The organism is Duganella fentianensis, from assembly GCF_009857835.1.
GTDB classification, from domain to species: Bacteria; Pseudomonadota; Gammaproteobacteria; order Burkholderiales; family Burkholderiaceae_D; genus Rugamonas; species Rugamonas fentianensis.
Genome location: NZ_WWCL01000002.1, coordinates 1,150,630 through 1,175,027, shown reverse-complemented (window position 1 = coordinate 1,175,027; position 24,398 = coordinate 1,150,630). Strand labels below are relative to the sequence as shown.

Genomic DNA, 24,398 nt, shown 5'->3' with positions numbered 1-24,398 from the left:
CGGCCGGTCAGTGGCCAGCGTGTACGTGGTGGAACTGCAGCGCTGCCAGATTGGCGTAGATGCCGCCCAGTTCTACCAGCGATTTGTGGGTGCCCGTTTCGACGATGCGGCCGTCTTCCATCACGATGATGCGGTCGGCCCGCTGCACCGTGGCCAGACGGTGCGCGATGATGACGGTGGTCCGGCCTACCATGGCCGCTTCCAGCGCTGATTGCACCAGACGTTCGGATTCGGCGTCCAGCGCGCTGGTGGCTTCGTCCAGCAGCAGCAACGGCGGGTTCTTGAGCAGAGCCCGGGCGATGGCGATGCGCTGACGCTGGCCACCGGACAGGCGCACACCGCGCTCGCCGAGGAAGGACTGGTAGCCCTGTGGCAGACGTTCGATGAATTCGTGCGCTGCGGCCAGCTTGGCCACGGCGATTACTTCTTCATCAGTGGCATCGGCACGGCCGTAACGGATATTTTCCATCGCGTCGGCCGAGAAGATCACCGTATCCTGCGGCACGATACCGATGGCGCCGCGCAGTGTGTGCAGATCGAGACGGGTGATGTCGACGCCATCGAGCTTGATGCTGCCCGACTGCGGATCGTAGAAACGCAGGAACAGCTGGAACAGGGTGGTCTTGCCGGCGCCGGAAGGGCCGACTACAGCTACCGTTTCCCCCGGCTTGATATCGAGCGTCAGATGCTGCAGCGCCGCCGTATCGGGGCGCGAGGGATAGCTGAAGCCGACATCCTGCAGGCTCAGGGCAGCGCCGGAAGCGGCACGCGGCGGCAGTGCCAGCGGCTGGGCCGGCGATTCGATCTTGGACTTCACGGATATCAGTTCCAGCAGGCGCTCGGTAGCGCCGGCGGCACGCTGGGCTTCGCCCATCACTTCGGACAGCGCGCCGATGGCACCGGCCACGATGGAAGCGTACAGAATGAACTGGCCCAGATCACCGCCCGTCATGCTACCGGCCAGCACGGCGTGTGCGCCCAGCCACAGCACGAACACGATGGTGCCGAATACCAGCACGATGGCCAGCATGGTCAGGAAAGCACGTGCGCGGATGCGGCGCATGGCTGTACCGAACGCGCTTTCTACCGATGCGCCGAAGCGGCCCGATTCGATTTTTTCGTGGGTGAAGGCTTGCACGGTGGGCATGGCATTCAGGATTTCACCGGCCATGGCGGAAGCGTCGGCGATGCGGTCCTGCGAATCGCGCGACAGTTTGCGCACGCGCCGGCCAAAGATCACGATAGGCAGCACGGTCAGTACCAGCAGGCCGATGATGATGGCCGACAGTTTGACGCTGGTGACGAACAGCATGATCAGACCGCCGATGAACAGCAGCACATTACGCAGCGCCATCGAGATGCTGGTGCCTACCACGGCCTGTATCAGCGTGGTGTCGGTGGTGATACGCGACAGGACTTCGCCAGTCTGGGTGGTTTCGAAGAATTCGGGACTTTGCGTCACCACATGCTGGTAGACGGCGCTGCGGATATCGGCCGTGACGCGTTCGCCCAGCCACGAAACCGTGTAGAAACGCGCTGCCGTGGCCAGCGCCAGCAGGGTGGCAAGGCCGAACAGCGCGAGGAACACCAGATCGACGTGCTGGATGCTCTTGGCACCGGCGCCGCCGAAACCCAGATCGATCATCTGCTTGAAGGCGGCGGGTATGGCCAGCGTGGAACCGGCGGCAACGACCAGCGCGACCCCGGCCATGGCGAACTGGCGCTTGTAGGGGGCCAGAAACGGGGCCAGACCACGCAGGGTGGCGAGGCTGCCTTTCCTGGCTTCGCGGGCGGTGGAGGGTGCGGCGGCGGGGGCGGTGCTGGCTGCGGTGGTGCTAGTGGTCATCGTTTGCTAGTTCTTGATAGTGTTACGGTGTAGACGTTGCTACGGTCTCGATATTGTTACGATTTGGTGTTGCCTGCATTTGTTGCCAGTAATTGCTCGGCCAGTGTCGCTTATTTGTGACACCGGTCTATTCCTGATCTTGTCAGAATTTTATCGCCTGTGTATAGCCCGTCATCTCCAGATAGGCATGTCCGGCCGGTTTGCCGTCGCGTTCCAGCGTCACGGCACCCTCCCAGTAGACTGCGCCCGTCGAGCGGCGCGAATCCAGTTCCTGATCGTCCATCAGTGGCGTAATCTGCCACACGCTGCTGCCGGTGGTGAGGCGCGTCGCGACCGGATAGCTCGCTCCCGTCCGGGGCGAACGCCAGTGCCGCAGGGGCGCAAAACTGACCTGCTCAGGCAAAAACTGTGTGATCTTACCGGATGCGTCGCGCCATGTCGCGTGCGACCATAGTTTAGCACCGGCCTTGTTGCGAATCTGGAAAGCCATCAGGGCCCCGCCATCGGCCAGATTGGCGCCTATCCAGTCCCAGCCCGCTGCATCGGCACTGAGCACCTGACTGGACCACTCGTGGTCTAGCCAGCTGGCGCCGCTGACGGCCACGCGCTGGCCGGCGCGGGTGAGGTAGCCGGTGGTGCGCAATTGCGGCTCGCTGTAGTAGTAGCTGGCCGCCAGCGGCTCCTTGCCCTTGCGCGAGTAGCCCGCCTCGCCCTGCAGCAGGCGTGGCTGGGTGGGCGCCAGCGTCAGATCGAGCTGGAAGCTGGCGGCGTTGAGCAGCACGCGGTAACTGCCGTCGGACTGGCGCTGCATGCTCCAGTCATCCAGTTTGATATCCGTATTGCCCGCTTTGACGTAGGACAGCCCGAAACCTTCGCGGCCGTTGCGCTGGTCGTGCAGGAGCTGGCCGCGCGCGGGATCGGCAATCGCGGCATGGCCGATGATGATCTGTTTGGGCGCGAACTGGCTAGGGTTGGCGCGATCGTGGCTGGTGGCGCTGCGGAAGAAAGTCACCTGAAAGCCTAGCGGCTTGCCATCTGGCGTCTTGAGCCAGCCGGTGGCGTACCACCATTCCGTCTTGTAGTCGGGGTGAGCGCCGGTATCGGCGGGGAAGCTCAGGGCCCTGCCTGCGGTGAGGGGCAGCACGGGCAGGAATTCCGGTGCGGCTGCCGTCGCCGTGGTGCAGAGGCTGGCACCGATCAGCAGCGCGCAGTATGCGAGCGTGCGTGTCAGTCGGGCCGCCAGTAGGTTAAGCAAGCTGGCCATCACCAGTCCTCTCTTACGGCGCGTATCGGCCCGCCGGACAGGGCTTGCCGGCCTGCGAACAGGGCAGTCAGCGCGGCGGCAGTCAGCAGCAGGCCGGCGACGCTGGCTATCAGCGGCCATGGCAGGTGCAGCTGCATGGTCCAGTGGAACGATTGCGGATTGACGACGAACACCAGTATCAGGCTGATGAACCAGCCCAGCACGAAACCGGTCAGTATGCCCAGCGCCGTCAGCGATCCGCCTTCGATGGCGAGTATGGCCAGTATCTGGCGCCGGGTCAGGCCCACATGGCGCAGCATGCCGAATTCACGCGCGCGTGCCAGCGTCTGGGCGGAGAAGGTGGCTGCCACGCCGAACAGGCCGATGACGATGGCAATGGCTTCCAGCAGATAGGTGATGGCAAAGCTGCGATCGAAGACGGTCATGCTCATGGCGCGGATGTCCGAAGGCAGGCTGACGTCGAGGGCGGCCGCAAACGGCAGGCGCTTCAGCGCCGCTTCCGTGTCGGCAGTTCTGGCGCCCGCGTGCAGCCAGATGGCGGCATTGCTGGCGTCCTGATCGCCGGTCAGCTTGCGGTAGTCGGATAAACGCATCTGGATCGTGCCGGTAGGGTGGGCATAGTCGCGCCAGATGCCGCCCACAGTGAAGGGGTGGCGCTGGCCATTCAGCGGCAGTTCGATGCGCTGGCCCAGCTGCATGCCATACAAGTCCACCATGGCTTCGGAGATCCACACGGGCGGCGGTGCATCCGCAGCCGGAACGACGGTGCTGCCGATGATGGCCAGCGAGCGCTCCGGCTGTGCCGCATCCACATGGCGCGCCATCAGCGCCACGGCTGGGCGGGCCGGATCTAGCGAGACGGCGGTCACACGCAGGAAGTCCACGGTTTCCACGCCGGGCAGGGCCGTCAGGGCCGCCTGTTCCGGCGGCCGCAAGCCGGCCGTATTGCCGGCGCTGGTGCTGCTGATGTACAGGTCTGCCGGCAGTACATGGCGTAGCCAGTCATCGAGCGATACACGGAAGCTGGCTACCATGATGGCCATGGCGACCATCAGACTGAAGCTCGATAGCACGCCGCCCAGTGCGATACCGGCCTGGCTGGATGCGTTGGCCAGTCTTGCCAGCGTCAGCGTGAGGATGGCCGGTGCGCCTGCGCGGCCGGCTATGGAGCGTTCCCAGCGCTGATGGGCGTAGCGGAAAGTCAGGGCGGCCAATCGGGGCATCAGGGCGATGGTGCCTATCAGTAGCAGGGCAATCGACAAGTAGCCGAACAGTGGCAGCTCGAACACGGGCGGCGCCTGCGACAGAGCGGCCGCCAGCGCGATGCAGGCTAGTGCCGGCCAAGGCCGCGATAGCTGGGCCAGAGCCGCTTCTTCCGTTCCCGCCTTGAGGGCAACGGCAGGCTTGGCGCGGGCCGCATCGAAAGCAGGGGCCGCACAGCCCAGGATCGCAACGGCGACACCGAGCGCGAAGTAGATGGTGGCGGCCAGCGGGGCAAAGTGTATCTGAGGCTGTACGCCCGAGAAGAGTCCGGCCCCGAGGTCGCCGCCCATGAAATGCAGGGCAGCGGCAGCCAGACCGTAGCCGCCGGCCACGCCGCAGGCAGCACCGATTACACCGAGGCTTAACCCTTCCAGCAGTATCTGGGCGATCAGATGGCGCCGCTCCATACCCAGTACGCGCAGCAGGGCAAACTGGCTGCGCCGCCGGATGACGGCCAGCGCCTGGGTGGAAAACACCAGAAACGCGCCAGTGAACAGGGCCACCAGTGCCAGCACCGTCAGGTTGACCCGATAGGCGCGGCTCATGCCTTCGTTGCGGCTGTTCTGGTCGGCGTCGTTAGGCTGGCTGACGCGGAAGCGGCCCGGCTGGCTGTGTTCCAGTTCCTGCTGTAGTTGCGCCTTGAAGGCAGCGCTATCGACACCCGAGCGTAGCTTCAGGTCTATGCGCGATAGCTTGCCCAGCCGGTTGAAGCGCCACTGCGCTGCACCGATATCCATCACGCCGATGCGCTGGCCGGCCCGTGCTTGTGGCAGGCTGCCCGCGACCCGCAGGGAGAGCTGGTCCACGCCGAGTTGCAGAGTCAGTGGCTGGCCCACGGTCGACTTCAGCCACATTTCGGCGGCCGGAGATAGAAAAATCGCATCGTCGGCCAGCGCTTCTGTCATGCCGCCATCGGCCGCTATGCCGATCAGGTCGGGCGTGAGAAAGCCGGCCCGCAGCGCATCGTTGGCGATGATTTTCAGCGCGCTGTGGTGGCCGGGAACGGAGGCTTCGATTTCCAGTATCGGTGAAGCGATCGCCACACCCTCGTGCTGGGCGATGTGCGGATAAATGGCTTCGTCGAACAGGGGTTCGGTAGCCCGCACCTGTATGTCGGCGACGCCGGACAGGCCTTTGATGGCGGACGAGAACTCGTTAAAGGCCGCCGCATTCATCAGGTGAATGGCGAAGCCGAGCGCGATGCCGACCGCGATGGCCGCTACGGCCACCAGTGCGCGCAGCGGGTGGGCGCGCCACTCGCCCAGCAGCAGGGCAAACGACAGGCGCCAGCGCATGCCGCTGTCCGCCTCCGCTCTGGTCGTATGTGGCGTGGCGTGCGCAGACATTAACGGGAACACTCCTGTGCCAGCGCCTGCGCGGCACGCTTAGCCTTGAGCTGGGCCGCCTCGCGCTGCGCTACCGGGGCATGGCTGGCATACTCCGCTGCCCAGCGCTGGGCTCTTTGCAGGCGCGCGCACTTTTCCCTGTACTGGCGGGCGGCATGGCTGGCGCGCTGGTCTTCGCGCTCTTCCCGTGCTGCGCGCTTTTCACGCTGCTGGCGTAGCTGTTCGGCCAGTGCTGCCTGCCGTGCCAGATCTGCGGCGCTGGCCGGGTCCGCAGGCGGTGCTGGCGGAACGGCCAGCGTGGTAGTTTGCGCCCCTTGCGGGCAGGGCTGGTCGGTGTAGCTGATTTTGCCATCCTGTGCGCAGCGGTGCACGGCTGGTGATTCCGTTTGAGCGTAGGCCGCACAGGCCGACAGGCAGCCTAGCAAAGCCACTAGATGGGGCAGATACATGATGATCCCGTTCACAGAATTTTTCCGGGATTCATAATGCCCTGTGGGTCCAGGGCTGCTTTGATGGAGCGCATCAGGGCCAGTTCCACCGGCGATTTGTAGTGGGCCAGATCGTCTCTTTTGAGTGCGCCTATGCCATGTTCGGCCGAGATGGAGCCACCGAAACGCTGCACGCTATCGTGCACCAGACGGTTGACGGCAGCCTGATTGGCCAGAAACGCGTCATGGCCCACGCCTTCGGGCGGCGCCACATTGAAGTGCAGATTACCGTCACCCAGATGGCCGAAGCAGACCAGCTGGCAGGCGGGGAAAGCCTGCTCCAGCAGGGGCGCCGTAGTAGCGATAAATTCCGGGATGCGCGAAACGGGCAGGGAAATATCGTGCTTGATGTTCTTGCCAGCCTTGGCTTGCGCCAGCGGTATGTGTTCGCGCAGCTGCCACAGCGACTGCGACTGTGCCACGGAAGTAGCCACCACGGCATCGCTGATGATGGCACCATCGAGTGCGGCGCCGATGGCCCGTTCCAGCAGGGCCACTGCATGCTGTTCCGATTCGTTGCTGGACAGTTCCAGCAGCACATACTGGCCATGGCCAGCGGCGAACGGTTGCGGCAAGGCAGGGAACTGCTGCGCGACCAGCGCCAGGCAGATGCGCGACATCAGCTCGAAGCCGGTCAGGCTGGCGCCGCAATAGTCCTGCATCAGCTTGAGCAGCTTGAGTGCCTGTTCGGGCGAGTCCATGGCCGCCAGCGCCGTGATGCTGGCCTGCGGCTGCGGATATAGCTTGAGTACGGCGCCCGTGATGATGCCCAGCGTGCCTTCCGCGCCGATGTAGAGATCGCGCAGATCGTAGCCCGTGTTATCTTTGCGCAGACCGCGCAGGCCATCCCAGATGTCGCCCTGTGGCGTCACCACTTCCAGCCCCAGACACAGTTCGCGTGTGTTGCCATAGCGTAGAACGGCCGTGCCGCCTGCATTGCTGGACAGGTTGCCGCCTATGGTGCAACTGCCTTCCGACGCTAGCGAAAGGGGAAACAAACAGCCTTCGGCCGCAGCGGCCTGCTGTATCTCTGCCAGTATGCAGCCCGCATCCACGGTCATGGTGCGGTTGGCGACATCGATCTTGCGGATGCGCTTGAGCCGCCCCAGCGACAGCACCACAGCCCGTCCCGAACTATCGGGCACGCTGCCCAGTACCAGCCCCGTGTTGCCACCCTGTGGCACGATGGGTACCGCATGTTCTGCGCAGGCCCGCACCAGTGCTGCTACCTGTTCCACGCTGGCCGGTCGCAGCACTGCCAGTGCACTGCCCGTATGCCGGCCACGCCAGTCGTTCAGGTAGGGCGCCATATCCTGCGCCGTTTCCAGCACATGGTCCGAACCTAGCAGGTGACGGCACTGCTGCAGAAAAGCGCTCATGGAACGGTGTTTTCCTTGACCTTGTCCAGCAGTTCCCTGGCCATCTTCTTGGCCGCCTTTTTGTAAGGGCGCACATACATGATGGCGCAGACGAAGTAGATCACCACGATGATGGCTTCGCCCCAGCCCAGCCATGCGGAGAGCAGGCCGCGATCGCTCCAGCCGCGCACCACGCCCTCGGTGAAATACAGCAGGATCATCATCGAAGTCCACTGCAACGTGTACACGTCACGCTTCCATACGCCGACCAGTGGCAGCAGCAGCGGTGCCGCCTTCAGGGCCAGCCAGGAGCCGCCCGGTTTGAGGGGCGCCAGTGCTAACTCCCACGCCAGACACCAGATGATCAGCGTGATCAGGCTGCCGATGGCACCCAGATGGAAGAATTTCTGCAGTCGGCTTTCCATGATCGGCTTCCTTATTGCGGCGCGCGCAGCTTGACGGCGGTTTCTGCCAGCCGCCGCCCCAGCGCTATCGCCAGTTTCTTTTCGTCGTCGGTAAAGGACTTCTTGCCATCGAGACCGGCCCAGTGGCTGGCACCGTACGGCGTACCGCCGCTGGCAGTGGTCATCAGTTCCGGATTCGTATAGGGCAGGCCCAGTACCATCAGACCGTGATGGAACAGCGGGATCATCATCGACAGCAGGGTGGATTCCTGTCCGCCGTGCAGGCTGCCCGTGGAAGTGAACACGCAGGCCGGTTTGCCGGCCAGCGCGCCGGACAGCCACTGGGTGGCCGTGCCATCCCAGAAATACTTCATGGCCGCGGCCATATTGCCGAAGCGGGTAGGCGAGCCGACGGCGATGCCGGCGCATTCCTGCAGGTCTTCCTGTTCTACATAGGGCGCGCCCTCGGCCGGTACGTCGGCCTCGGTGGCTTCGGCCACGGTGGAAACGGCAGGAACCGTGCGCAGGCGGGCATCGCAGCCCGGCACACTTTCGATTCCCTGCGCGATCAGTTCGGCCAGTTTGCGGGTTGCACCGTGGCGTGAGTAAAACAATACGAGAATAATCAGATTAGCTTGGTTCATCGGCGGTATTATAGGGCGCTTTAGCAGATAGGAACGCGTGTTCCCCGTGGATTTTGGTTTTTATACATGTCAGAAAAAATAATACGTCCGGTTTTCCAGTATTTGTCGCGTAGTTGCCAATCCGGCATAGAGACGGTGCGCTCGCTGTCGTGGGCGGAAGTACGCGATCTGGTGATGTTCGCGCGTCGCCGCCTGCGCGAAGAAAGCGTGCCGCAGGTGGCCGGCAGCCTGACGTTCACCACCGTGTTTGCGCTGGTGCCGCTGCTGACCATCGCGCTGGCGATCTTCACTACTTTCCCGATGTTCAATACCTTCCGCGCCTCGCTGGAAGCGTATTTCGTCCAGAGCGTGATGCCGAAGACGATATCGAGCACCATCCTCAACTACCTGACCATGTTCGCCTCCAAGGCCACGCGCCTGTCGGCCGTGGGTGCGGTGGCGCTGATTCTGACTTCGGTAGCCATGATGGGCCAGATCGAACGGGTGTTCAACCGCATCTGGCGCGTGCGTGCCGAGCGGCGCTGGGCCAAGCGCATACTGGTGTACTGGGCGCTGATTACGCTGGGGCCTTTGCTGATCGGCGTGTCGCTGACGCTGTCGTCCCATGTGTTCATGGCCACCAGTGACCTGATCGGCGACATCCCCGTGATCGGTGCGCTGATCTATGCCTTGCTGTCGCTGGCGCTGACCACCGTCACCTTCACGCTGCTGTACGTGGCCGTGCCGAATCGCGACGTGGACTGGCAGGACGCCGCCTGGGGCGGACTGGTGGCCGGTGTGGCGTTCGAGGTGGCCAAGCGCGGCTTTGCCATCTTCATTACCCAGTTTCCGGCTTACTCCAAGATCTACGGCGCGCTGGCGGCCATGCCGCTGTTCCTGCTGTGGGTCTATGTATCGTGGATGATTACCCTGTTCGGAGCGCTGCTGGTGGCCGCGCTGCCTGTGGTGAAATACGAGCGCTGGTGGCACGAAGCCCAGCCGGGCGGCGAGTTTGTCGATGCCATGGCCATCCTGCGCGTGCTGTTCGTCGCTTCCGTGTGCGGTGACACGGCGCTGGTCAGTGCCGGCGCGATCCGCGCGCGTACGCGCCTCGGCTTCGATGAAGTCGACAACCTGCTGGAGAAAATGGTGGGTGAAGGCTGGGTAGGCCGCGTCAAGGTCGACGCGCCGGCCCGTGTACAGTGGGGCAAGCGGGTGACGGATGGCGGCGACCACTGGGTGCTGCTGGCCAACGTCAACAAGCTCACGCTGGCCGAGGTCTACCGCCTGTTCGTATTTGCCGGCATGTCCATCAATGCCGGCGTGGTCAGCGATAGCGAGGACGAGCGCGACATCCAGGCCGCGCGCGATGCCGCCGCGCTGGCGCGCGAAGTGGAAACGGCCGTCGAGGCTGGGCTCGGGATGTCGCTTGCACAACACTTCGGCAAATAGTTGAGCCTCTAACGGCCATCAGGAATATACTCGAACGGACTTGTCTTCTTAATATTCTTTTGCGCGGAGGAATGATGCAGATAGCTCGTGGAGTGATATTGCTGGTCTTGAGTGCTAGCGGAGCCCTGGCTCAGGCTACTGACATATCGAACGGGGCATATTCCGGGGTATTTGTACGTGATTGTCGCTCCGCCAGCGTGAAGCAGGCCGGCGGTACGACGCCCGATATGTGCGAAGTTGGCAGTGATTTCAGCGATACTATGCAGCATCAGGTATGGCAGAATACCCTGGGCGGACTCAGTGCGACGGCGCTGGCTAGTTCGGCGCTGGCCCGTGACGGCGATCATCATTCCAGTGCCCAGACCATTGTAGCGGCCGACCTGGGGAATCTGACCATCAAGCTGGGGGCGTTCACGGGCACCTCGTACGCGCGCGTTTCCGCGCAAAGTTATGCGTTGCAAAGCTATAGCTGGGATGGCAGCGGTTCGGCTTCGCGCACTCTGAGTGGCAGTCTGGACTTCGATATCGTCAGCGTCGTGCCATTTTCCAGCACCTCCGTCTCGGCCTCTGCCGAAGTGGAGGGCGCGGTCACCGTGTTTTCTCTGGCAAGTAATAGCTTTAACTTCGATGTCAGTCAGGCCAGACTGGGCAATTTTGAAGCGTTCGCGCAGAACCGTGCCGATTACCGTAGCGAAGCGCAATCGAGTGTGCATAGTGTGGACGGTTCACCTTATCAGTTTAATGTCAGCTTCAGCATGGAAGCGGGACGAACATATTTTCTGCAAAGCTGGCTGGGCGCTTACGCGCGCTTTGGCGGCGCGCTCGATGCTACCCATACCTTCATTGTCCACCTCGATGATGTGCAGGGTCTGAGCGCGTCTGAGGCGCTGGCGGATCCGCAGGTGATAACTTCCGTCCCCGAGCCGGAAGGTATCTGGTTATGGTCGGCCGGGCTGGCCATGTTAGGCCTGCTGCGTCGGCGCTACCGTTCGGTCTAGCCAGTCGCGCAGCGCGTCCAGCACGGCGGCAGGTTGTTCGTTCATGAGCGAGTGGCCACTGTCGATCATCGTGGTCTGCGCATGGGGAATGCGCGCTACAAGCGGACGGGCCGACCTGATGGGCGTCATCATGTCGCGGGTGCCGCAGACAAACAGGGTCGGGCATTGCACGGCGCCCGCAGCTTGCTCGCCGTTGGCGTATTCGTTACAGGCGGTGAAGTCCGTGTAGAAAAGCTGGGCAGGATTACCTTGTGATAGACGCTGCATCAGCTTTTGCGCCACCCCGGGTGTGTACATGCCGGGTATGGCGGACCGCCCCGTCAGACTGGCGTGCGAGTAGATGTTGACCATGTCGATGGCGCTGGCTTCATCCTTGCGTGCCATGTCCAGCAGCGCTGGCGAAACCTTCATCGGATAGGTGCTGCCCAGCAGGGCCAGACGGCTGACCCGGGCCGGCGCCTGATGGCTGGCTTCCAGCGCGATCAGCGATCCCATGCTGTGGCCGCACAGGGCGGCCTGCTGTATGCCTGCGGCATCGAGCAGGGCCAGCAGCCATTGCGCCATGGCGGGCACGGAAGCCAGCGCCGGCCCGCTGCTGCGGCCATGGCCGGGCAGATCGACTGCCAGCACGGCATAGCCATGGTGGGCAAAATAGCGGCTCTGCAGCGCCCATACACTGTGATCGTTCTGGGCCCCGTGGATGAATACGATGGCCGGCAGGCTGGTATCGAGCAGCTTGCCGCCCGTGTAGCAGTAGGCGCTCTGGCCTTGTACGTCGAACAGCATCTCAGCCTCCTTTCTGCGACAGTTTGAGAGCGCGGCCCAGATCTTCCAGCAGATCGTCGGCGTCTTCCAGCCCCACCGACAGGCGCATGCTGCCTTCGCTGATACCGGCTGACGCCAGTTGCCCGGCCGGCACGCGGAAATGCGTGGTCGAGGCGGGATGGATGGCCAGCGATTTGGCATCGCCCACATTGGCCAGATGGGAGAACAGTTGCAGGCTATCGATGAAGCGCTTGCCTGCAGCCCGCCCGCCCTTGAGATCGAAGGTCAGCACGGCGCCGCAGCCCTTGGGTAGCAGGCGCTGCGCCAGCGCGTAGTCGGGATGATGGGGCAGCTCGGGATACACCACTTGTTCCACCGCGTCGTGCGTCAGCAGGAAGTCGGCTACCTTGCGGGTATTTGCCACATGCCGGTCCATGCGCAGGCCCAGCGTTTCTATGCCCTGCAGGATGGCGAAAGCATTGTGCGGGCTCATCGCCGCGCCGAAGTCGCGCAAGCCTTCGCGCCGCGCACGCAGGGAAAACGCTGCCACCGTGGACTCCTCGGCAAATACCATGCCGTGGAAGCCTTCGTACGGTTCGCACAGTTCGGGGAAGCGGCCGCTGGCCTGATGGGCGGCATGCCAGTCGAAGCTGCCACCATCGACCAGCAGGCCACCGATGGCCGTGCCGTGGCCGCAGAGGAATTTGGTGGCGGAATGGAAGACCAGATCGGCGCCGTGATCGAATGGTCTGAGCAGATACGGCGTGGTGAACGTGGCGTCCACCATTAGCGGCAGATGGTGCTCGTGGGCCAGTTCCGCGATGGCGGGAAGGTTGAGTACATCAAGTCCGGGATTGCCCAGCGTTTCGCCGAACAGCACGCGGGTGTTGGGGCGGATGGCGGCGCGCCAGGCGTCGAGGTCGCGCGGATCGACGAAGCTGGTTTCTATGCCGAAGCGTTTCAGCGTATAGGCCAGCAGGTTGTGCGAGCCGCCATACAGGGCGCGCGAAGCGACAATGTGCGAGCCCGCGCCGGCGATGGTGGCCAGCCCCAGATGCATGGCGGCCTGACCGCTGGCCGTGGCGATGCCGGCCACGCCGCCTTCCAGCGCGGCGATGCGCTCTTCCAGTACCGCATTGGTGGGGTTGGAAATACGGCTGTACACATGGCCGGCCCGTTCCATATTGAACAGCGCGGCTGCATGGTCGGCATCCTTGAAGGCGAAGGAAGATGTGAAGTACAGCGGAGTGGCGCGGGCGCCGGTGGCGGGGTCGGGTGCTGCGCCGGCATGCAGGGCCAGCGTGTCAAAGCCGGGGTAGTGAGGGCCGCTCATAATGTCTCGTGTGAGTTGTTAGTATGGACGGCATGCTACCGCGAATTCCGCTATGGCGACAGCACTGCAACAATGTTGGGAATTGATTATCGAGAGCGCTGGATTTTTTGCTGGGCATAGGCTACATTCCCAATACGGCGCTCATAACCATAACGCTTAACTTAGCCCACAGTCGATAGGACGGCCCCCATGAAAGTCTCGGAAATTCTTCAGGTTAAAGGCAGTATTCTCTACACCATCAACCCTGACCAGCAACTGTCCGAAGCAGCCAGCATCATGGCGGAGAAAGACATCGGTTCGCTGGTGGTTATGGAGTTTGGCGATCTGGCCGGCATGCTGACCTTCCGCGAGGTGCTGCGTGCCCTGCACGACAATGGCGGCACTGTCGGTGGCGGCACCGTGCGCAAGCATATGGATGACCACCCGATCACCGTCACGCCCGATACGGAAGTCAATGAAGTGCGCCGTATCATGCTGGAAAAACACGCGCGCTATCTGCCCGTGATGAACGCCAAGACCATCCTCGGCGTGATCTCCTTCTACGACGTGGCGCGTGCCGTGCTGGAAGCGCAGAGCTTCGAAAACCGCATGCTGAAAGCCTATATCCGCGACTGGCCCGGTGAAACTGCCGAGCAGGCTGCCGAGTAAGGGCCCTTCACCGGCAGTACGCCGGCACCGGTCGCAGGATCGGTGAGCAAATGAAAAAGCCATGCATCGCATGGCTTTTTTGCTGTCTGGCGCCTGCTGATCTGCGTCAGGCTGCGCCCTGCAGGGCTTCGTTGCTGAGCCAGCCATTCAGCGCATCGGCCGTCATCGGACGGGCAAACAGGAAGCCTTGCGCCAGCGGGCAGCCCAGCGCGTGCAGTATCTGCGCCTGGCGTTCGTCTTCCACCCCTTCGGCGATCACCGACAGGCCCAGATTGCGGCCCAGTTGCACCACCATTTCGGCAATGCTGCTGCCACGGGCGGAGCCGGTGATTTCCGTGACGAAGGCGCGGTCGATCTTGAGCCGGTCGATCTGCAGACGCTGCAGATAGGACAGCGAGGAGAAGCCCGTGCCGAAGTCGTCGATGGCGATGCTGACGCCCGTCTGCTTGATCTGCGCCAGCATCTTGATGAGCAGGTCAGGCTCTTCCATGGCCATCGATTCGGTAATCTCCAGCTCGACGAATTCCGGCGGCGCTCCCGTATCTTCCAGCGCCTTGCGCAGCATTTCGAGGAAGTAGGGGTGGCGGAACTGCACTTGCGACACGTTGATCGACATCATGAAGTCGCTGTGGCCCGCTTTATGCAGCGTTACCAGTTCGCGGCAGGCCGTGCGCAGCACCCATTCGCCCAGATCGATGATCAGGCCCGAGTATTCGGCAATGGGGATGAAACGGTCAGGCGAGACAAACTTGCCGTCCGGGGTCTGCCAGCGCAGCAGCGCTTCGGCCCCCTTGGGGCGGCGCGTCTCCAGATCGATCTGCGGCTGGTACACCACGAACAGCTCGTTCTGGCCGAAGGCCTTGCGCAGCGCGTGCATCATGCGCACACGTTCGCGGATTTCTACCCCCATCGAGCGGGAGAAGTAGTAGTGGCCGGAGCGCTGCTGGGTTTTGGCGCGTTTCAGTGCGATGTCGGCGTCTTTCAGCACATCGACACCGCTGCCTTCGTGTTCGGCCAGCCGCACCAGTCCCAGCGTGGCCGACAGTTGCACGTCCTGGCCGTCGATGCTGAAGGGGCGCTGGAATAGCGTCAGGATATTGGCCGGATTCACTTGCGAGGAGTCGCCCAGCACGCAGAAGATGTCGCCGCCCAGGCGTGCCACGGTGAGCGCATCGCCCAGCTCCGTCTGCAACCGGCCTGCTACGGCCAGCAGCAGGGCGTCGCCGAAGCGGTGGCCCAGCGCATCGTTGGTTTCGGCGAAGTGATCGAGGTCAACTAGCGACAGGGTGGTTTCGTCGCGGATGGGGCTGGTCAGCGTGGCGTCGAGGATTTCGATCAGGCGGGTACGGTTGGGCAGTTTGGAGAGCTGGTCGTAGAAAGCCGCCGTGTGCAGGTGGCTGACCAGTTCCACGTTGTCCAGACCGACGGCAACGTTGGCGCAGAACACTTCCAGCAGGCGTTCGTCGATTTCCGTCGGCGCGGTCTTGACGTCGAGGAAGGCGACGAAATCACGGCTGGCTTTGCCGGCAAAATACAGCGTGATGTAATCGGGTCCATATACATTGCGCCCCTGCGCCAGCGTCAGCTCCATGGCATCGTGGATGCGCTGGTCACTGCGCACGGTCAGGGTGGTGTTGCCGAACGTGTGGTAAGGGCCTATGGTGGCCATCACCATCAGCTCGCGGCAACCGTCTTCCGGGCATTCCAGCACGCACAGGATGCCGCTGCCGTCCTGTCCCAGCAGCTCGGCGATCTGGCTGAGTACGCCGGCAGCAAAATTGTGTACGCCATGCAGCGACATTAGCTGGGTGCTGGCGTGCACGATTTGGCTCAGGCCACGACGGCTGTCGTTGATTTTGCGGATCTGCTCGTAGGAGCGGATGGCCGAGGTCACGGTCGTGAATAACTTGATCCTCGTCAATTCCGACTTGGTCTTGTAGTCGTTGATGTCGAAGTCGCGGATGGCATCAATTTCCGGAGCGTAACCCGGCTGTCCTGTGCGCAAGATAATCCGTACGTCGCTCAGGCCCAGAGTCTCGCGGATGTAGCGCACCAGATGCAGGCCGGCATCGTCCTGTTCCATCACCACGTCCAGCAGGATGACGGCGATTTCCTTTTCCGTTTTGAGTAATTCACGTGCCTGCGCAGCGGAGTAGGCGTGGACGAACTCCAGCTGCCGGTGCTGCATGTCGAGATTGCCCAGCGCAAAAGTGGTGGTCGAATGGACGTCTTCGTCGTCATCGATAATCATGACCCGCCATACATTACGCGCACCCGTGGTAACGGGTGTAGCCGGATGCTCTTCTAAGAATACCAGATCGTCTTGATCGTCCTTGAGTGGATCAAGTGGTGTGACCGGTGGGGGCATGTGTCGCTTCTCCAGGATTGCTCGGTGTTCTTCGGTTCAGTATATAGTGAATTGTCAAAAAGAATGCAGTTTTCCTATGCATTTGCACGTCACCTGTGGGGCAGTGTGCAACGCTGTTGAATTTTCTTGCATCATCAGGAATTCTACCAAGGAAAAATTGCTTTGTGGAAATTAATTTCTAAGCACGGCATAGGAGGGCGCGGGCTGGTAGAATACGGAATTCTCCACCTTTTTCCAAAGATTCTCTTCCTATGTCCGGTAATACTTTTGGTAAATTGTTTTCCGTTACAACCTTTGGTGAGTCGCACGGCCCGGCTATCGGCTGCGTGATCGATGGCTGCCCACCGGGACTGCCACTGACGGAAGCCGATATCCAGCCGGAACTGGACCGCCGCAAGCCCGGCACCTCGCGCCACGTGACGCAGCGGCAGGAATCGGATACGGTGGAAATTCTGTCTGGCGTGTATCAGGGCGTGACCACGGGGACGCCGATTGCGCTGCTGATCCGCAACGAAGACCAGCGCAGCAAGGATTACGGCAATATCGCCGAGAGCTTCCGTCCCGGCCACGCCGACTACACCTACTGGCACAAGTATGGCGTGCGCGACCCGCGCGGCGGCGGCCGCTCCTCGGCCCGCCTGACGGCGCCGGTGGTGGGGGCAGCCGCCATCGCCAAGAAGTGGCTGCAGCAGCAGTACGGCACCGTCTTCAAAGGCTGCATGAGCCAGCTGGGCGACATCGTGGTGCCGTTCCAGGACTGGGCCCATGTGCCCAACAATCCCTTCTTCGCCGCCAGCGGCGATGCCGAACTGATCGCGCGCATGGAAGCGGCCATGGATGCGCTGCGCAAGGATGGCGATTCCATCGGTGCCAAAATCGATGTGATCGCACAGAATATTCCCGTCGGTCTGGGCCAGCCTATTTACGACAAGCTCGATGCCGACATTGCCTATGCCATGATGGGCATCAATGCCGTGAAGGGCGTGGAGATCGGCGCCGGTTTCCAGTCGGTGGTGCAGAAGGGCAGCGAGCATGGCGACCAGCTGACGCCGCAAGGCTTTATCGGCAATAACGCCGGTGGCGTACTGGGTGGCATTTCGACGGGGCAGGATATCACCGTCTCGATCGCCATCAAGCCCACGTCGTCCATCCGCACGCCGCGCCAGTCCATCGACAAGGATGGCAATCCCGTCATGGTGGAGACTTTTGGCCGCCACGACCCCTGCGTGGGCATACGCGCGACGCCTATCGCCGAAGCCATGCTGGCACTGGTCCTGATGGATCACGCGCTGATGCACCGCGCCCAGTGTGGCGACGTCAAGGTGCACACGCCTAACATCGCGCCGTAAGCGGTGCCGGCCCAGGCCTTCAGCTTCGCCTTATTCCTCTTCTGCTACTACGCCCACGCAGGAACCTGGTCCACTTACGCTACGCTGTTCTTTGCCGAGCACGGTATGACGGTGGCGCAGATCGGTGTGCTGATGTCGATGATACAGGTGCTGCGCATCATCGGCCCCAACGTCTGGGGCTATGTCGCTGACCATTACGACCGCCGCGTCACCGTGCTGCGCGTGGCCGGCTTCGCCGCGCTGATCGGTTTCTCCGGCTTCTTTATCGGCTCCACGTTCGGCCACTTCATGCTGGCCATGGTGGTGCTGAATCTGTTCACCAGCGGCCAGGCGCCCATCTGCGAAGCGCTGATGCTGTCGGAAATGCGCGGCGATCTGACCCATTACGGCCGCATCCGCATGTGGGGTTCGATAGGCTTCATCGTGGCGGTCTCCGCGTCGGCCTACGCGCTAGACCACTACGGCATCGTGGCCCTGCCTACCATTGCGGCGGGCTTGCTGGTGCTGACCATCGTGGCAGCGTTCCGCCTGCATGATGTGCCGCGCCACCGCCACCAGGAAGCGCCGCTGCCGCTGCTGACACTGCTGCGACGGCGTGAAGTGATCGCCTTCTTCGCCTCGACGGCACTGATGGTGGCGGCCCATACGTCGCTCTACACCTTCTATTCGCTGTATCTGGAGCGTAACGGCTATAGCAAGACGGTGATAGGTGCCATGTGGTCGCTGGGTGTGCTGGCCGAAGTGGCGCTGTTCTATTTCCAGGCGCCTCTGTTCCGGCGCTGGCGTCCCATGCAGCTGATGTATCTGACCCTGCTGCTGGCGGTGGCGCGCTTTGTCATGATAGGCATGGCGGCTCATCTGCTGTGGCTGCTGATCGTGGCGCAACTGATGCACGCGGCCACCTTTGCGCTGCATCATTCCTCGTCCGTGATGACGCTGCAGCGCTGGTTTTCCGGTCCCTTGCAGGCTAGGGGGCAGGCGCTGTACATGAGCTTGTCCTATGGTATAGGCGGATCGCTGGGCGGGCTGTTCCTGGCCCAGTGGTGGCAGGCAGCCGGGCCTTCCTCGGTGTATTACGTGGCAGCGCTGCTGTGTCTGCTATCGCTGGGCGCGGCCATGCTGTCGGCCCGCTGGCAGCAGCACGACGGCCACTAGCCGCGGGGCGGAACGACTGGGGCCGCTGAGTGGCGGTCTTATTTGCTGACCACTTCCTGTAGATGGCGCTTGAGCACAGCCCGTACCACCAGCGCACGCATATCGTTGAGCAGGCCGAATTCGGTCTGGCTCAGTTCGATAGGCGGGAAGCTGTCATCCCAGTCGCCGTACAGGAAACCGGCCGACTGGCCATTGGCGGACAGGGGCAGAATCACGAAGCTGTGCGCGGCCGACAGGGTGTCGCGCCACCAGTCCGGCAGCTTGGCAGCGAACTTGGCATCACGCGCATTCTCGATGAAGATCACGCGGTCGCTGTTCAAGGCGGCGTGGAACACATTCGGCTGATAGGCGTCCTCGAACACCAGCTTGGGCAGGATTTCTCGGATGTCGTTGCCGAAGCCGATCTTGGCCGCATACTGGTTATCCTTGCGGTTGCGTACAAAAGCCAGCGCGCGCGAGAACTCCAGTCCCTTGAACACGGTCTCCAGCGCGATCTGCACCATCTGGCCCGGATTGGCGGTATGCATCATGTCGCGCATATCGGCCAGACCGCTGAGCAGTATCTTGTTGCCGGCATCGCGCTGACGGGTGCGGGCCAGCGCCTTGGCGCGCCGTTCGGCCGGCTTAGACAGGGGGGCTATGGTCAGGTCGTTGGCCGCCACTACTTTGGCCTGTTCGATGGCGCCCATCAGTTTTTCCGGCAGCACGCCCAGCATGGCCGAATAGGCGTCGGCCAGCTGTGCCACAGCGGCAGCGCCAGCCTCGTCATCATTCCACAGCGATTCGGCACAGGCGGCCGACATGGTGGACAGGCCGGCGATCCAGTCCGAAGTGCTGATTTCGCTGCCCGCTTCGGGCGGCGTCAGCTTGCGCATGCCGTTGATCAGGCCGGCCGGCAGGCCCCAGTGCAGGGCGGCGGCATGGCCGATTTCATCGAGGCCCAGCCCCAGCAGCTTGGGTGCGATGGCTTCCACATCGCAGTTTTCCTGCGCCGCACTGCGCTGGATTTCATGCCAGCGTTCCGGCATGTAATAGGTCAGCATCATGCGGCCCAGCGTGTGCAGCATGGAGCACACCACGGCTTCTTCGCCATGGCGGCTCTGCGCCGTATTGGCGATCTGCTGGGCGACGATGCCGGCCAGCACCGCCTTTTCCATTTCCACATGCGAGGCCGTGGCATCGGAGGAGCCGCCGGACAGTTCTTCGATCAGCTTCAGGCCCAGCGCCAGATGGCCGATGGCATCGGTGCCCAGCACTTGCACGGCTTTGGAGACGGTGCTGATATGCTGGCCGAAGGCAGCATACATGCCGCTATTGGCCAGGCGCAGGACTTTCTGGGTCAGCACTGGGTCGGACAGCACCGTGCGCGTCATATTGAATTCCTGCTCGTCCTCGCCGCGCATGGCGCCGAGGATGGAGCTGATGGCCTTGGCAAAGCCCGGCATATCGCCGCGCCGGCGCGTGCTTTCCCACAGCGTGGCCAGGGTGGCGTCGCCCAGCGCGTTACCTGTACTGCGCACGCTCATTTGTTCACCTGTCGCAAATCAGGCTGGATGATTTTCAGGTGCATGCTTTCGCGCAGCGCTGCCATGGCGATATTCGCCGCCATCGGTTTGCCGGTCAGATAACCCTGGATGTACTGGCAGCCGCGCTGTTGCAGATAGGCCAGCTGGTCTTCCGTCTCTACCCCTTCCGCCACCACGGACAGGTCCAGGTGCTTGGCCAGATCGAGTACCGCATTGCAGATCGCCGCATCTTTTTCGGAAGTCGGCAGGTCGCGGATAAAGGTGCGGTCTATCTTCAGCACCGAAATGGGGAAACGCTTGAGATAGGCCAGCGAGGAATAGCCGGTGCCGAAATCGTCAATCGCGATGCGCGCCTTGCGTTCGGCCATTTTGGACAGGATGGACTCGGCATGCACCGGATCGACCATCAGCGTGCCCTCTGTAATTTCTAGAACCAATTGCTCACCTTGTAAGCCGGAGAAGGCGATTGCATCGTCCAGCACGTCCAGAAATTTGTCATTGCGGAACTGCCGCGGGCTGATATTCACCGAAATGTAGAGGGGGCGCTTGGCCACTTCCTCGAACTGTTTCAGCTGTACGCAGGCAGCTTTGAGTGCCCAGGCGCCCAGCAGGTTGATCAGGCCGTTGGTTTCGGCAATCGGAATAAAGCGGGCCGGGGGCACCATGCCCAGGGTCGGATGCTTCCAGCGCATCAGCGTTTCGAAACCCTGGATCTCGCGCGTGCGCGCGTCCACGATGGGCTGGTAGAACAGCAGGAACTCGCCTTCGCGCACAGCCTGGAACATGGCCGCTTCCAGCGAAATATCATGTTCGGGCGGCTCGGACTCGCTCGGGCTGTAGACCACGCAACGGGCTTTGCCGGTTTCCTTGGCGCGCGACATGGCCACGTCGGCCAGTGCCAGCAGGCGGGCTTCTTCTTCCGCATGCTGGGGATATACGGCCACGCCGACCGAGGCGCCCACATAGATGGTGTGGCTGTCGATTTCGAACGGCGACTGCAGGGTGGCAATCAAACGTCCCGTTACCAGTTTGATCTGGGCTTCTGTGGCCGTGCCGGGCAAAATGGCGACGAATTCGTCGCCGCCCACACGGGCCAGGGTGTCGCTGTCGCGCAAGGTCTTGCGCAGGCGGGCGGCGGCCGTCCGCAGCACCGCGTCGCCTATCGGGTGGCCCAGGCCATCGTTGACTTTCTTGAAGCCGTCCAGCCCTATGCAGGCGACGGAAAAGCTCTGGCCCGAGCGGCGCGCATTGGCGATTACCATGCGGATGCGGTCCGACAGCAGCAGCCGGTTAGGCAGTTCGGTCAGGGCATCGTGGGTGGCCATGTGGCGCAGCCGTTCTTCGGTGGCGCGCTGCTGCTCCATATTCCGGCCTATCACCAGCAGCTCTTTTAAACCTTGCTGGTTGGCGTAGCAGGACAGGCGCAATTCGAACGGGGTTTCGCACTGCGCACACTTGAGGCGGCTTTCGAACAGGCGCCCCGGCTCGCCGGCCAGCACGTCGTTGAGGGCCGACTGCAGGGCCGGGCGGTCATCTTCGGTAAGCAGTTGCAGCAGTGCCGTGCCGGCCAGCGGCGCTTGCGCGGCGATCAGCTGGACGGCGCGGTGGCTGGCAAACAGTATCTGTCCTTCGGGACTGACGCGGAATACAACGTCGCCAGCCTCCTCCATGAGGTTATCCAATTCATGTCGCGGAGACGGGACGGGAATACTGGAGTACATCGCGTGATTTTAATCTTTCAGTTTTTATGCCGGTAGGGCGCCAGCACAAGTATGGCTACACCAGAGCGCAATGTATCACTGATAGCGGTGAAATTACATGAAAAATGACAATATCTTTAAGACTTTTTTTGTTTTCATACATTCGTGCTGAAAAAAACATCGTCCAGAGTGAAAAAACGCCTTTTCTCGGCACTGAAACGGGGTTTTTGCACTGAAAATTGCGATTTTTCTATTGATTGAAAGTTAAATGTAATTGTTCTGGACAAACATGGGCCTAAGCCTGATAGGCGATGGCGGACTGGCAGAAATAGCGACTTTCGATCAGCACGGCAGTGTCGAAATCTACCAGCATGCCCTCGGCCAGCGCGCACAGTATGGCCTGTTCGGCCGGCGCTGGCGCCGCATGGCGGGCCCGCAGGCGTGCCGGTGCCAGCTGTAAGAAGGCCAGATTGGCCGGGCTGCCGATGGCGCCGCCGGGCAGAGCGGGGAGGGCTACATCCCAAGGCTGGCGTAGCGCGCCTGCCTGCCGGCAGTGCTGCAGCTGTCCGGCCAGTGCGGCAGCATCGGCCGCTATTCCATGTAGCAAGCCCAGCTGAAGGGCAGTGGCGCTATCGCACTCGCGCCCATCGAGCAGCAGAGGCAGGGCGGCTTGCAGCCCTAGCAGACGCCCTGTGCGTACCAGTGCGCCGCCGCAGGGGGCAACGCCCAAGGTGGCTTGCGGCAGGCTGTAGCTGCCGCTACCGAGCGCGTAGCGGCGCTGACAGGCCAGCGCCAGGCCCCAGGCATGGCCGCACACCGCGCCTTCAAGAACAGCGACGACGGGCATCGGCAGCCGCTCCAGCCGGCGCAATAAAGCATGGTAGCTGGCCAGCAGCTGCATGCAGTCGGGCGCCTGCTGGCGCGTCAGCGCGGCCAGATGGGCAAGCTGGTAGTCCACCTTGCTGGCGTCGAAGCTGATCTGGACCAGAAGGCTGTGTGCGCCCTGGCTGGCCTGCAGCTCGAGCGAGTCGAGCAGGCCCTGTAGCGCTTGTTGCCAGCTGCGGCTGAGGGGATTGATGCTGTTGCTGCTCAGCGTTACCAGTAATTGTTGCGCCTGTTGTTCGATCTTGATCATGCTGACTCCGTTCACACCCGTTCGATGATGGTGGCGATGCCCATGCCGCCGCCCACGCACAGCGTGACCATGCCGCGCCGCAGCTGGCGCGCTTCCAGCTCGTCGAGCAGGGTGGCGAGCAGCATGCAGCCGGTGGCGCCCAGCGGATGCCCGAGGGCGATGGCGCCGCCATTGACGTTGACTTTGTGCTCGGGCACGCCCAGTTCGTTCATGAAGCGCAGTACCACCGAAGCAAACGCTTCGTTCACTTCGAACAGGTCGATATCGGCAATGTCCAGCCCCGCTTTTTGCAAGGCTTTGCGGGCCGCCGGCGCTGGTCCCGTCAGCATGATGGCAGGGTCGCTGCCGGTGACGGCCGCGGCGACGATGCGGGCGCGCGGCTGCAAGCCCAGCCGCTGGCCGGCACTGCGGCTGCCGATCAGGGCCAGTGCGGCACCGTCCACAATGCCGGAGGAATTGCCGGCCGTGTGCACATGTTCTACCTGCTGCAGCTGCGGGTAGCGCTGCAGGGCGAGGACGTCGAAACCCAGCGCGCCCAGCTGGGCGAACGATGGCTTCAGGCCGGCCAGGGTGTCGAGCGTGGTGCCGGGCTTGATGAATTCGTCATGGTCCAGCACCAGCACACCGTTCTGATCGCACACGGGCACGATGGAGGGGAAGCGTCCGGCTGCCTGCGCCGCCGTAGCCTTCTGCTGGGAGCGCACGGCGTAGGCATCCAGCTGGGTCCGGCTATAGCCATCGAGGCTGGCGATCAGATCGGCGCCTATGCCTTGCGGCAGGAAATCCGTGCGCAGGCTGGTGGCCGGATCGTTGGACCAGGCGCCGCCGTCACTGCCCATGGCCACCCGCGACATGGACTCTACGCCGCCAGCCACCACCAGATCTTCCCAGCCGGAGCGCACTTTCTGGGCCGCCAGATTGACCGCTTCCAGTCCGGAGGCGCAGAAACGGTTGAGTTGCACGCCCGCCACTTTCCAGTCCCAGCCGGCCGCCAGTGCGGCGATTTTGGCAATATCCGCGCCCTGTTCCCCGACCGGCGTGACGCAGCCCAGTACGACATCGTCGATCTGTGCCGTGTCGAGATGATGACGCTGCTGCAGGGCCTGCATCAAGCCTGCGACCAGATCGATGGCCTTGATGCTGTGCAGGCTGCCGTCTTTCTTGCCCTTGCCCCGCGGCGTGCGGATGGCGTCAAACACATAAGCGTGTTCCATGTGGTCTCCTGTGGTGGTCCACCATCATAGATGTGCGGTCGCAACAAAGCAAGCGCTTGCTTTGATGTTCCTGTTGGGCTAGTCTGGCCATTCTATCCGGCGCACAGGCGTGCCAATCTGGCGTAAGGTTGGCCGTGCGGCCCTGATCATCTAGCGCGACTAC

The 24,398-nt window shown here is 62.7% G+C and carries 19 protein-coding genes; 5 read left to right on the top strand and 14 right to left on the bottom strand.

Annotation, left to right across the window (positions count from 1 at the left end):
* Positions 1–7 precede the first annotated feature (7 nt).
* From GTP23_RS13000 to wrbA, 7 genes are all read right to left on the bottom strand, one after another.
* A complete protein-coding gene (locus GTP23_RS13000) occupies positions 8–1,846 on the bottom strand; it encodes an ABC transporter transmembrane domain-containing protein (RefSeq protein ID WP_161035504.1) in 1,839 nt (612 codons plus the stop codon).
* A 142-nt stretch (positions 1,847–1,988) separates the two neighbouring features.
* Positions 1,989–3,110, bottom strand: a complete 1,122-nt coding sequence (locus GTP23_RS12995) for a lipocalin-like domain-containing protein (protein WP_161035503.1) — start codon at positions 3,108–3,110, stop codon at positions 1,989–1,991.
* Entirely contained in the window at positions 3,110–5,719 is a 2,610-nt protein-coding gene (locus GTP23_RS12990; protein WP_371866910.1) for an FtsX-like permease family protein, read from the bottom strand. The genes GTP23_RS12995 and GTP23_RS12990 overlap by 1 nt, the downstream gene beginning before the upstream one ends.
* Complete coding sequence (locus tag GTP23_RS12985; protein ID WP_161035502.1) at positions 5,719–6,183, bottom strand: DUF4124 domain-containing protein; 465 nt, start codon at positions 6,181–6,183, stop codon at positions 5,719–5,721. Before GTP23_RS12985 ends, GTP23_RS12990 begins: the two co-directional genes overlap by 1 nt.
* On the bottom strand, positions 6,180–7,586 hold the full coding sequence (locus GTP23_RS12980) for an FAD-binding oxidoreductase (RefSeq protein WP_161035501.1): 1,407 nt from the start codon (positions 7,584–7,586) through the stop codon (positions 6,180–6,182). Before GTP23_RS12980 ends, GTP23_RS12985 begins: the two co-directional genes overlap by 4 nt.
* Positions 7,583–7,990 (bottom strand): DUF2069 domain-containing protein, encoded by a 408-nt coding sequence (locus tag GTP23_RS12975; protein WP_161035500.1) that lies wholly within the window; start codon positions 7,988–7,990, stop codon positions 7,583–7,585. Before GTP23_RS12975 ends, GTP23_RS12980 begins: the two co-directional genes overlap by 4 nt.
* Positions 7,991–8,001: 11 nt before the next feature.
* A complete protein-coding gene (wrbA, locus tag GTP23_RS12970; protein ID WP_155434025.1) occupies positions 8,002–8,613 on the bottom strand; it encodes an NAD(P)H:quinone oxidoreductase in 612 nt (203 codons plus the stop codon).
* 66 nt (positions 8,614–8,679) lie between these two features.
* On the opposite strand from wrbA, the gene GTP23_RS12965 reads away from it, so the two are divergent.
* Both GTP23_RS12965 and GTP23_RS12960 read left to right on the top strand, forming a co-directional pair.
* Positions 8,680–10,044, top strand: coding sequence for a YihY family inner membrane protein (locus tag GTP23_RS12965; protein WP_161035499.1), 1,365 nt, complete (start codon positions 8,680–8,682; stop codon positions 10,042–10,044).
* A 260-nt stretch (positions 10,045–10,304) separates the two neighbouring features.
* Positions 10,305–11,042, top strand: a complete 738-nt coding sequence (locus tag GTP23_RS12960) for a hypothetical protein (protein WP_161035498.1) — start codon at positions 10,305–10,307, stop codon at positions 11,040–11,042.
* Here GTP23_RS12960 and GTP23_RS12955 read toward each other — a convergent pair.
* Together GTP23_RS12955 and GTP23_RS12950 are read right to left on the bottom strand one after the other, a co-directional pair.
* Positions 11,007–11,828 (bottom strand): alpha/beta fold hydrolase, encoded by an 822-nt coding sequence (locus tag GTP23_RS12955; RefSeq protein WP_161035497.1) that lies wholly within the window; start codon positions 11,826–11,828, stop codon positions 11,007–11,009. The two genes, GTP23_RS12960 and GTP23_RS12955, sit on opposite strands and share 36 nt — an antisense overlap.
* Before the next feature lies 1 nt (position 11,829).
* Entirely contained in the window at positions 11,830–13,140 is a 1,311-nt protein-coding gene (locus tag GTP23_RS12950) for an O-acetylhomoserine aminocarboxypropyltransferase (protein ID WP_161035496.1), read from the bottom strand.
* A 189-nt stretch (positions 13,141–13,329) separates the two neighbouring features.
* Here GTP23_RS12950 and GTP23_RS12945 point away from each other — a divergent pair, with 189 nt between their 5' ends.
* A complete protein-coding gene (locus GTP23_RS12945; protein WP_161035495.1) occupies positions 13,330–13,788 on the top strand; it encodes a CBS domain-containing protein in 459 nt (152 codons plus the stop codon).
* Between the two features lie 106 nt (positions 13,789–13,894).
* Here the strand turns inward: GTP23_RS12945 and GTP23_RS12940 are convergent, their stop codons facing one another.
* The gene (locus tag GTP23_RS12940; protein WP_161035494.1) at positions 13,895–16,156 is read right to left on the bottom strand and encodes a GGDEF/EAL domain-containing response regulator; all 2,262 of its coding nucleotides are present in this window, start codon (positions 16,154–16,156) and stop codon (positions 13,895–13,897) included.
* A gap of 251 nt (positions 16,157–16,407) precedes the next feature.
* Here GTP23_RS12940 and aroC point away from each other — a divergent pair, with 251 nt between their 5' ends.
* Positions 16,408–17,505, top strand: a complete 1,098-nt coding sequence (gene aroC / locus GTP23_RS12935) for a chorismate synthase (RefSeq protein WP_161035493.1) — start codon at positions 16,408–16,410, stop codon at positions 17,503–17,505.
* A gap of 3 nt (positions 17,506–17,508) precedes the next feature.
* Positions 17,509–18,660 carry an MFS transporter gene (locus GTP23_RS12930; protein ID WP_161035492.1) on the top strand — a complete coding sequence of 384 codons (1,152 nt, stop codon included), beginning with the start codon at positions 17,509–17,511 and terminating at the stop codon, positions 18,658–18,660.
* A gap of 38 nt (positions 18,661–18,698) precedes the next feature.
* Here the strand turns inward: GTP23_RS12930 and GTP23_RS12925 are convergent, their stop codons facing one another.
* The 4 genes from GTP23_RS12925 to GTP23_RS12910 all read right to left on the bottom strand — a co-directional run bounded on the left by GTP23_RS12925 (position 18,699) and on the right by GTP23_RS12910 (position 24,235).
* Entirely contained in the window at positions 18,699–20,186 is a 1,488-nt protein-coding gene (locus GTP23_RS12925; protein ID WP_161035491.1) for an HDOD domain-containing protein, read from the bottom strand.
* The gene (locus tag GTP23_RS12920; RefSeq protein WP_161035490.1) at positions 20,183–21,856 is read right to left on the bottom strand and encodes a sensor domain-containing protein; all 1,674 of its coding nucleotides are present in this window, start codon (positions 21,854–21,856) and stop codon (positions 20,183–20,185) included. The genes GTP23_RS12925 and GTP23_RS12920 overlap by 4 nt, the downstream gene beginning before the upstream one ends.
* Before the next feature lie 325 nt (positions 21,857–22,181).
* Positions 22,182–23,021, bottom strand: a complete 840-nt coding sequence (locus tag GTP23_RS12915) for an enoyl-CoA hydratase/isomerase family protein (RefSeq protein ID WP_161035489.1) — start codon at positions 23,019–23,021, stop codon at positions 22,182–22,184.
* 11 nt (positions 23,022–23,032) lie between these two features.
* On the bottom strand, positions 23,033–24,235 hold the full coding sequence (locus tag GTP23_RS12910) for an acetyl-CoA C-acetyltransferase (RefSeq protein WP_161035488.1): 1,203 nt from the start codon (positions 24,233–24,235) through the stop codon (positions 23,033–23,035).
* Between the last annotated feature and the right edge of the window lie 163 nt (positions 24,236–24,398).

What these genes read in the sequence shown, in the direction of transcription:
- GTP23_RS12975 (WP_161035500.1), bottom strand. Translation starts at nt 7,990, where the DNA reads ATGGAAAGCCGACTGCAGAAATTCTTCCATCTGGGTGCCATCGGCAGC.
- GTP23_RS12920 (WP_161035490.1), bottom strand. Translation starts at nt 21,856, where the DNA reads ATGGAGGAGGCTGGCGACGTTGTATTCCGCGTCAGTCCCGAAGGACAG.
- GTP23_RS12925 (WP_161035491.1), bottom strand. Translation starts at nt 20,186, where the DNA reads ATGAGCGTGCGCAGTACAGGTAACGCGCTGGGCGACGCCACCCTGGCC.
- GTP23_RS12995 (WP_161035503.1), bottom strand. Translation starts at nt 3,110, where the DNA reads ATGGCCAGCTTGCTTAACCTACTGGCGGCCCGACTGACACGCACGCTC.
- GTP23_RS12965 (WP_161035499.1), top strand. Translation starts at nt 8,680, where the DNA reads ATGTCAGAAAAAATAATACGTCCGGTTTTCCAGTATTTGTCGCGTAGT.
- GTP23_RS13000 (WP_161035504.1), bottom strand. Translation starts at nt 1,846, where the DNA reads ATGACCACTAGCACCACCGCAGCCAGCACCGCCCCCGCCGCCGCACCC.
- aroC (WP_161035493.1), top strand. Translation starts at nt 16,408, where the DNA reads ATGTCCGGTAATACTTTTGGTAAATTGTTTTCCGTTACAACCTTTGGT.
- GTP23_RS12915 (WP_161035489.1), bottom strand. Translation starts at nt 23,021, where the DNA reads ATGATCAAGATCGAACAACAGGCGCAACAATTACTGGTAACGCTGAGC.
- GTP23_RS12940 (WP_161035494.1), bottom strand. Translation starts at nt 16,156, where the DNA reads ATGCCCCCACCGGTCACACCACTTGATCCACTCAAGGACGATCAAGAC.
- GTP23_RS12910 (WP_161035488.1), bottom strand. Translation starts at nt 24,235, where the DNA reads ATGGAACACGCTTATGTGTTTGACGCCATCCGCACGCCGCGGGGCAAG.
- GTP23_RS12980 (WP_161035501.1), bottom strand. Translation starts at nt 7,586, where the DNA reads ATGAGCGCTTTTCTGCAGCAGTGCCGTCACCTGCTAGGTTCGGACCAT.
- GTP23_RS12960 (WP_161035498.1), top strand. Translation starts at nt 10,305, where the DNA reads ATGCAGCATCAGGTATGGCAGAATACCCTGGGCGGACTCAGTGCGACG.
- GTP23_RS12955 (WP_161035497.1), bottom strand. Translation starts at nt 11,828, where the DNA reads ATGCTGTTCGACGTACAAGGCCAGAGCGCCTACTGCTACACGGGCGGC.
- wrbA (WP_155434025.1), bottom strand. Translation starts at nt 8,613, where the DNA reads ATGAACCAAGCTAATCTGATTATTCTCGTATTGTTTTACTCACGCCAC.
- GTP23_RS12945 (WP_161035495.1), top strand. Translation starts at nt 13,330, where the DNA reads ATGAAAGTCTCGGAAATTCTTCAGGTTAAAGGCAGTATTCTCTACACC.
- GTP23_RS12990 (WP_371866910.1), bottom strand. Translation starts at nt 5,719, where the DNA reads ATGTCTGCGCACGCCACGCCACATACGACCAGAGCGGAGGCGGACAGC.
- GTP23_RS12950 (WP_161035496.1), bottom strand. Translation starts at nt 13,140, where the DNA reads ATGAGCGGCCCTCACTACCCCGGCTTTGACACGCTGGCCCTGCATGCC.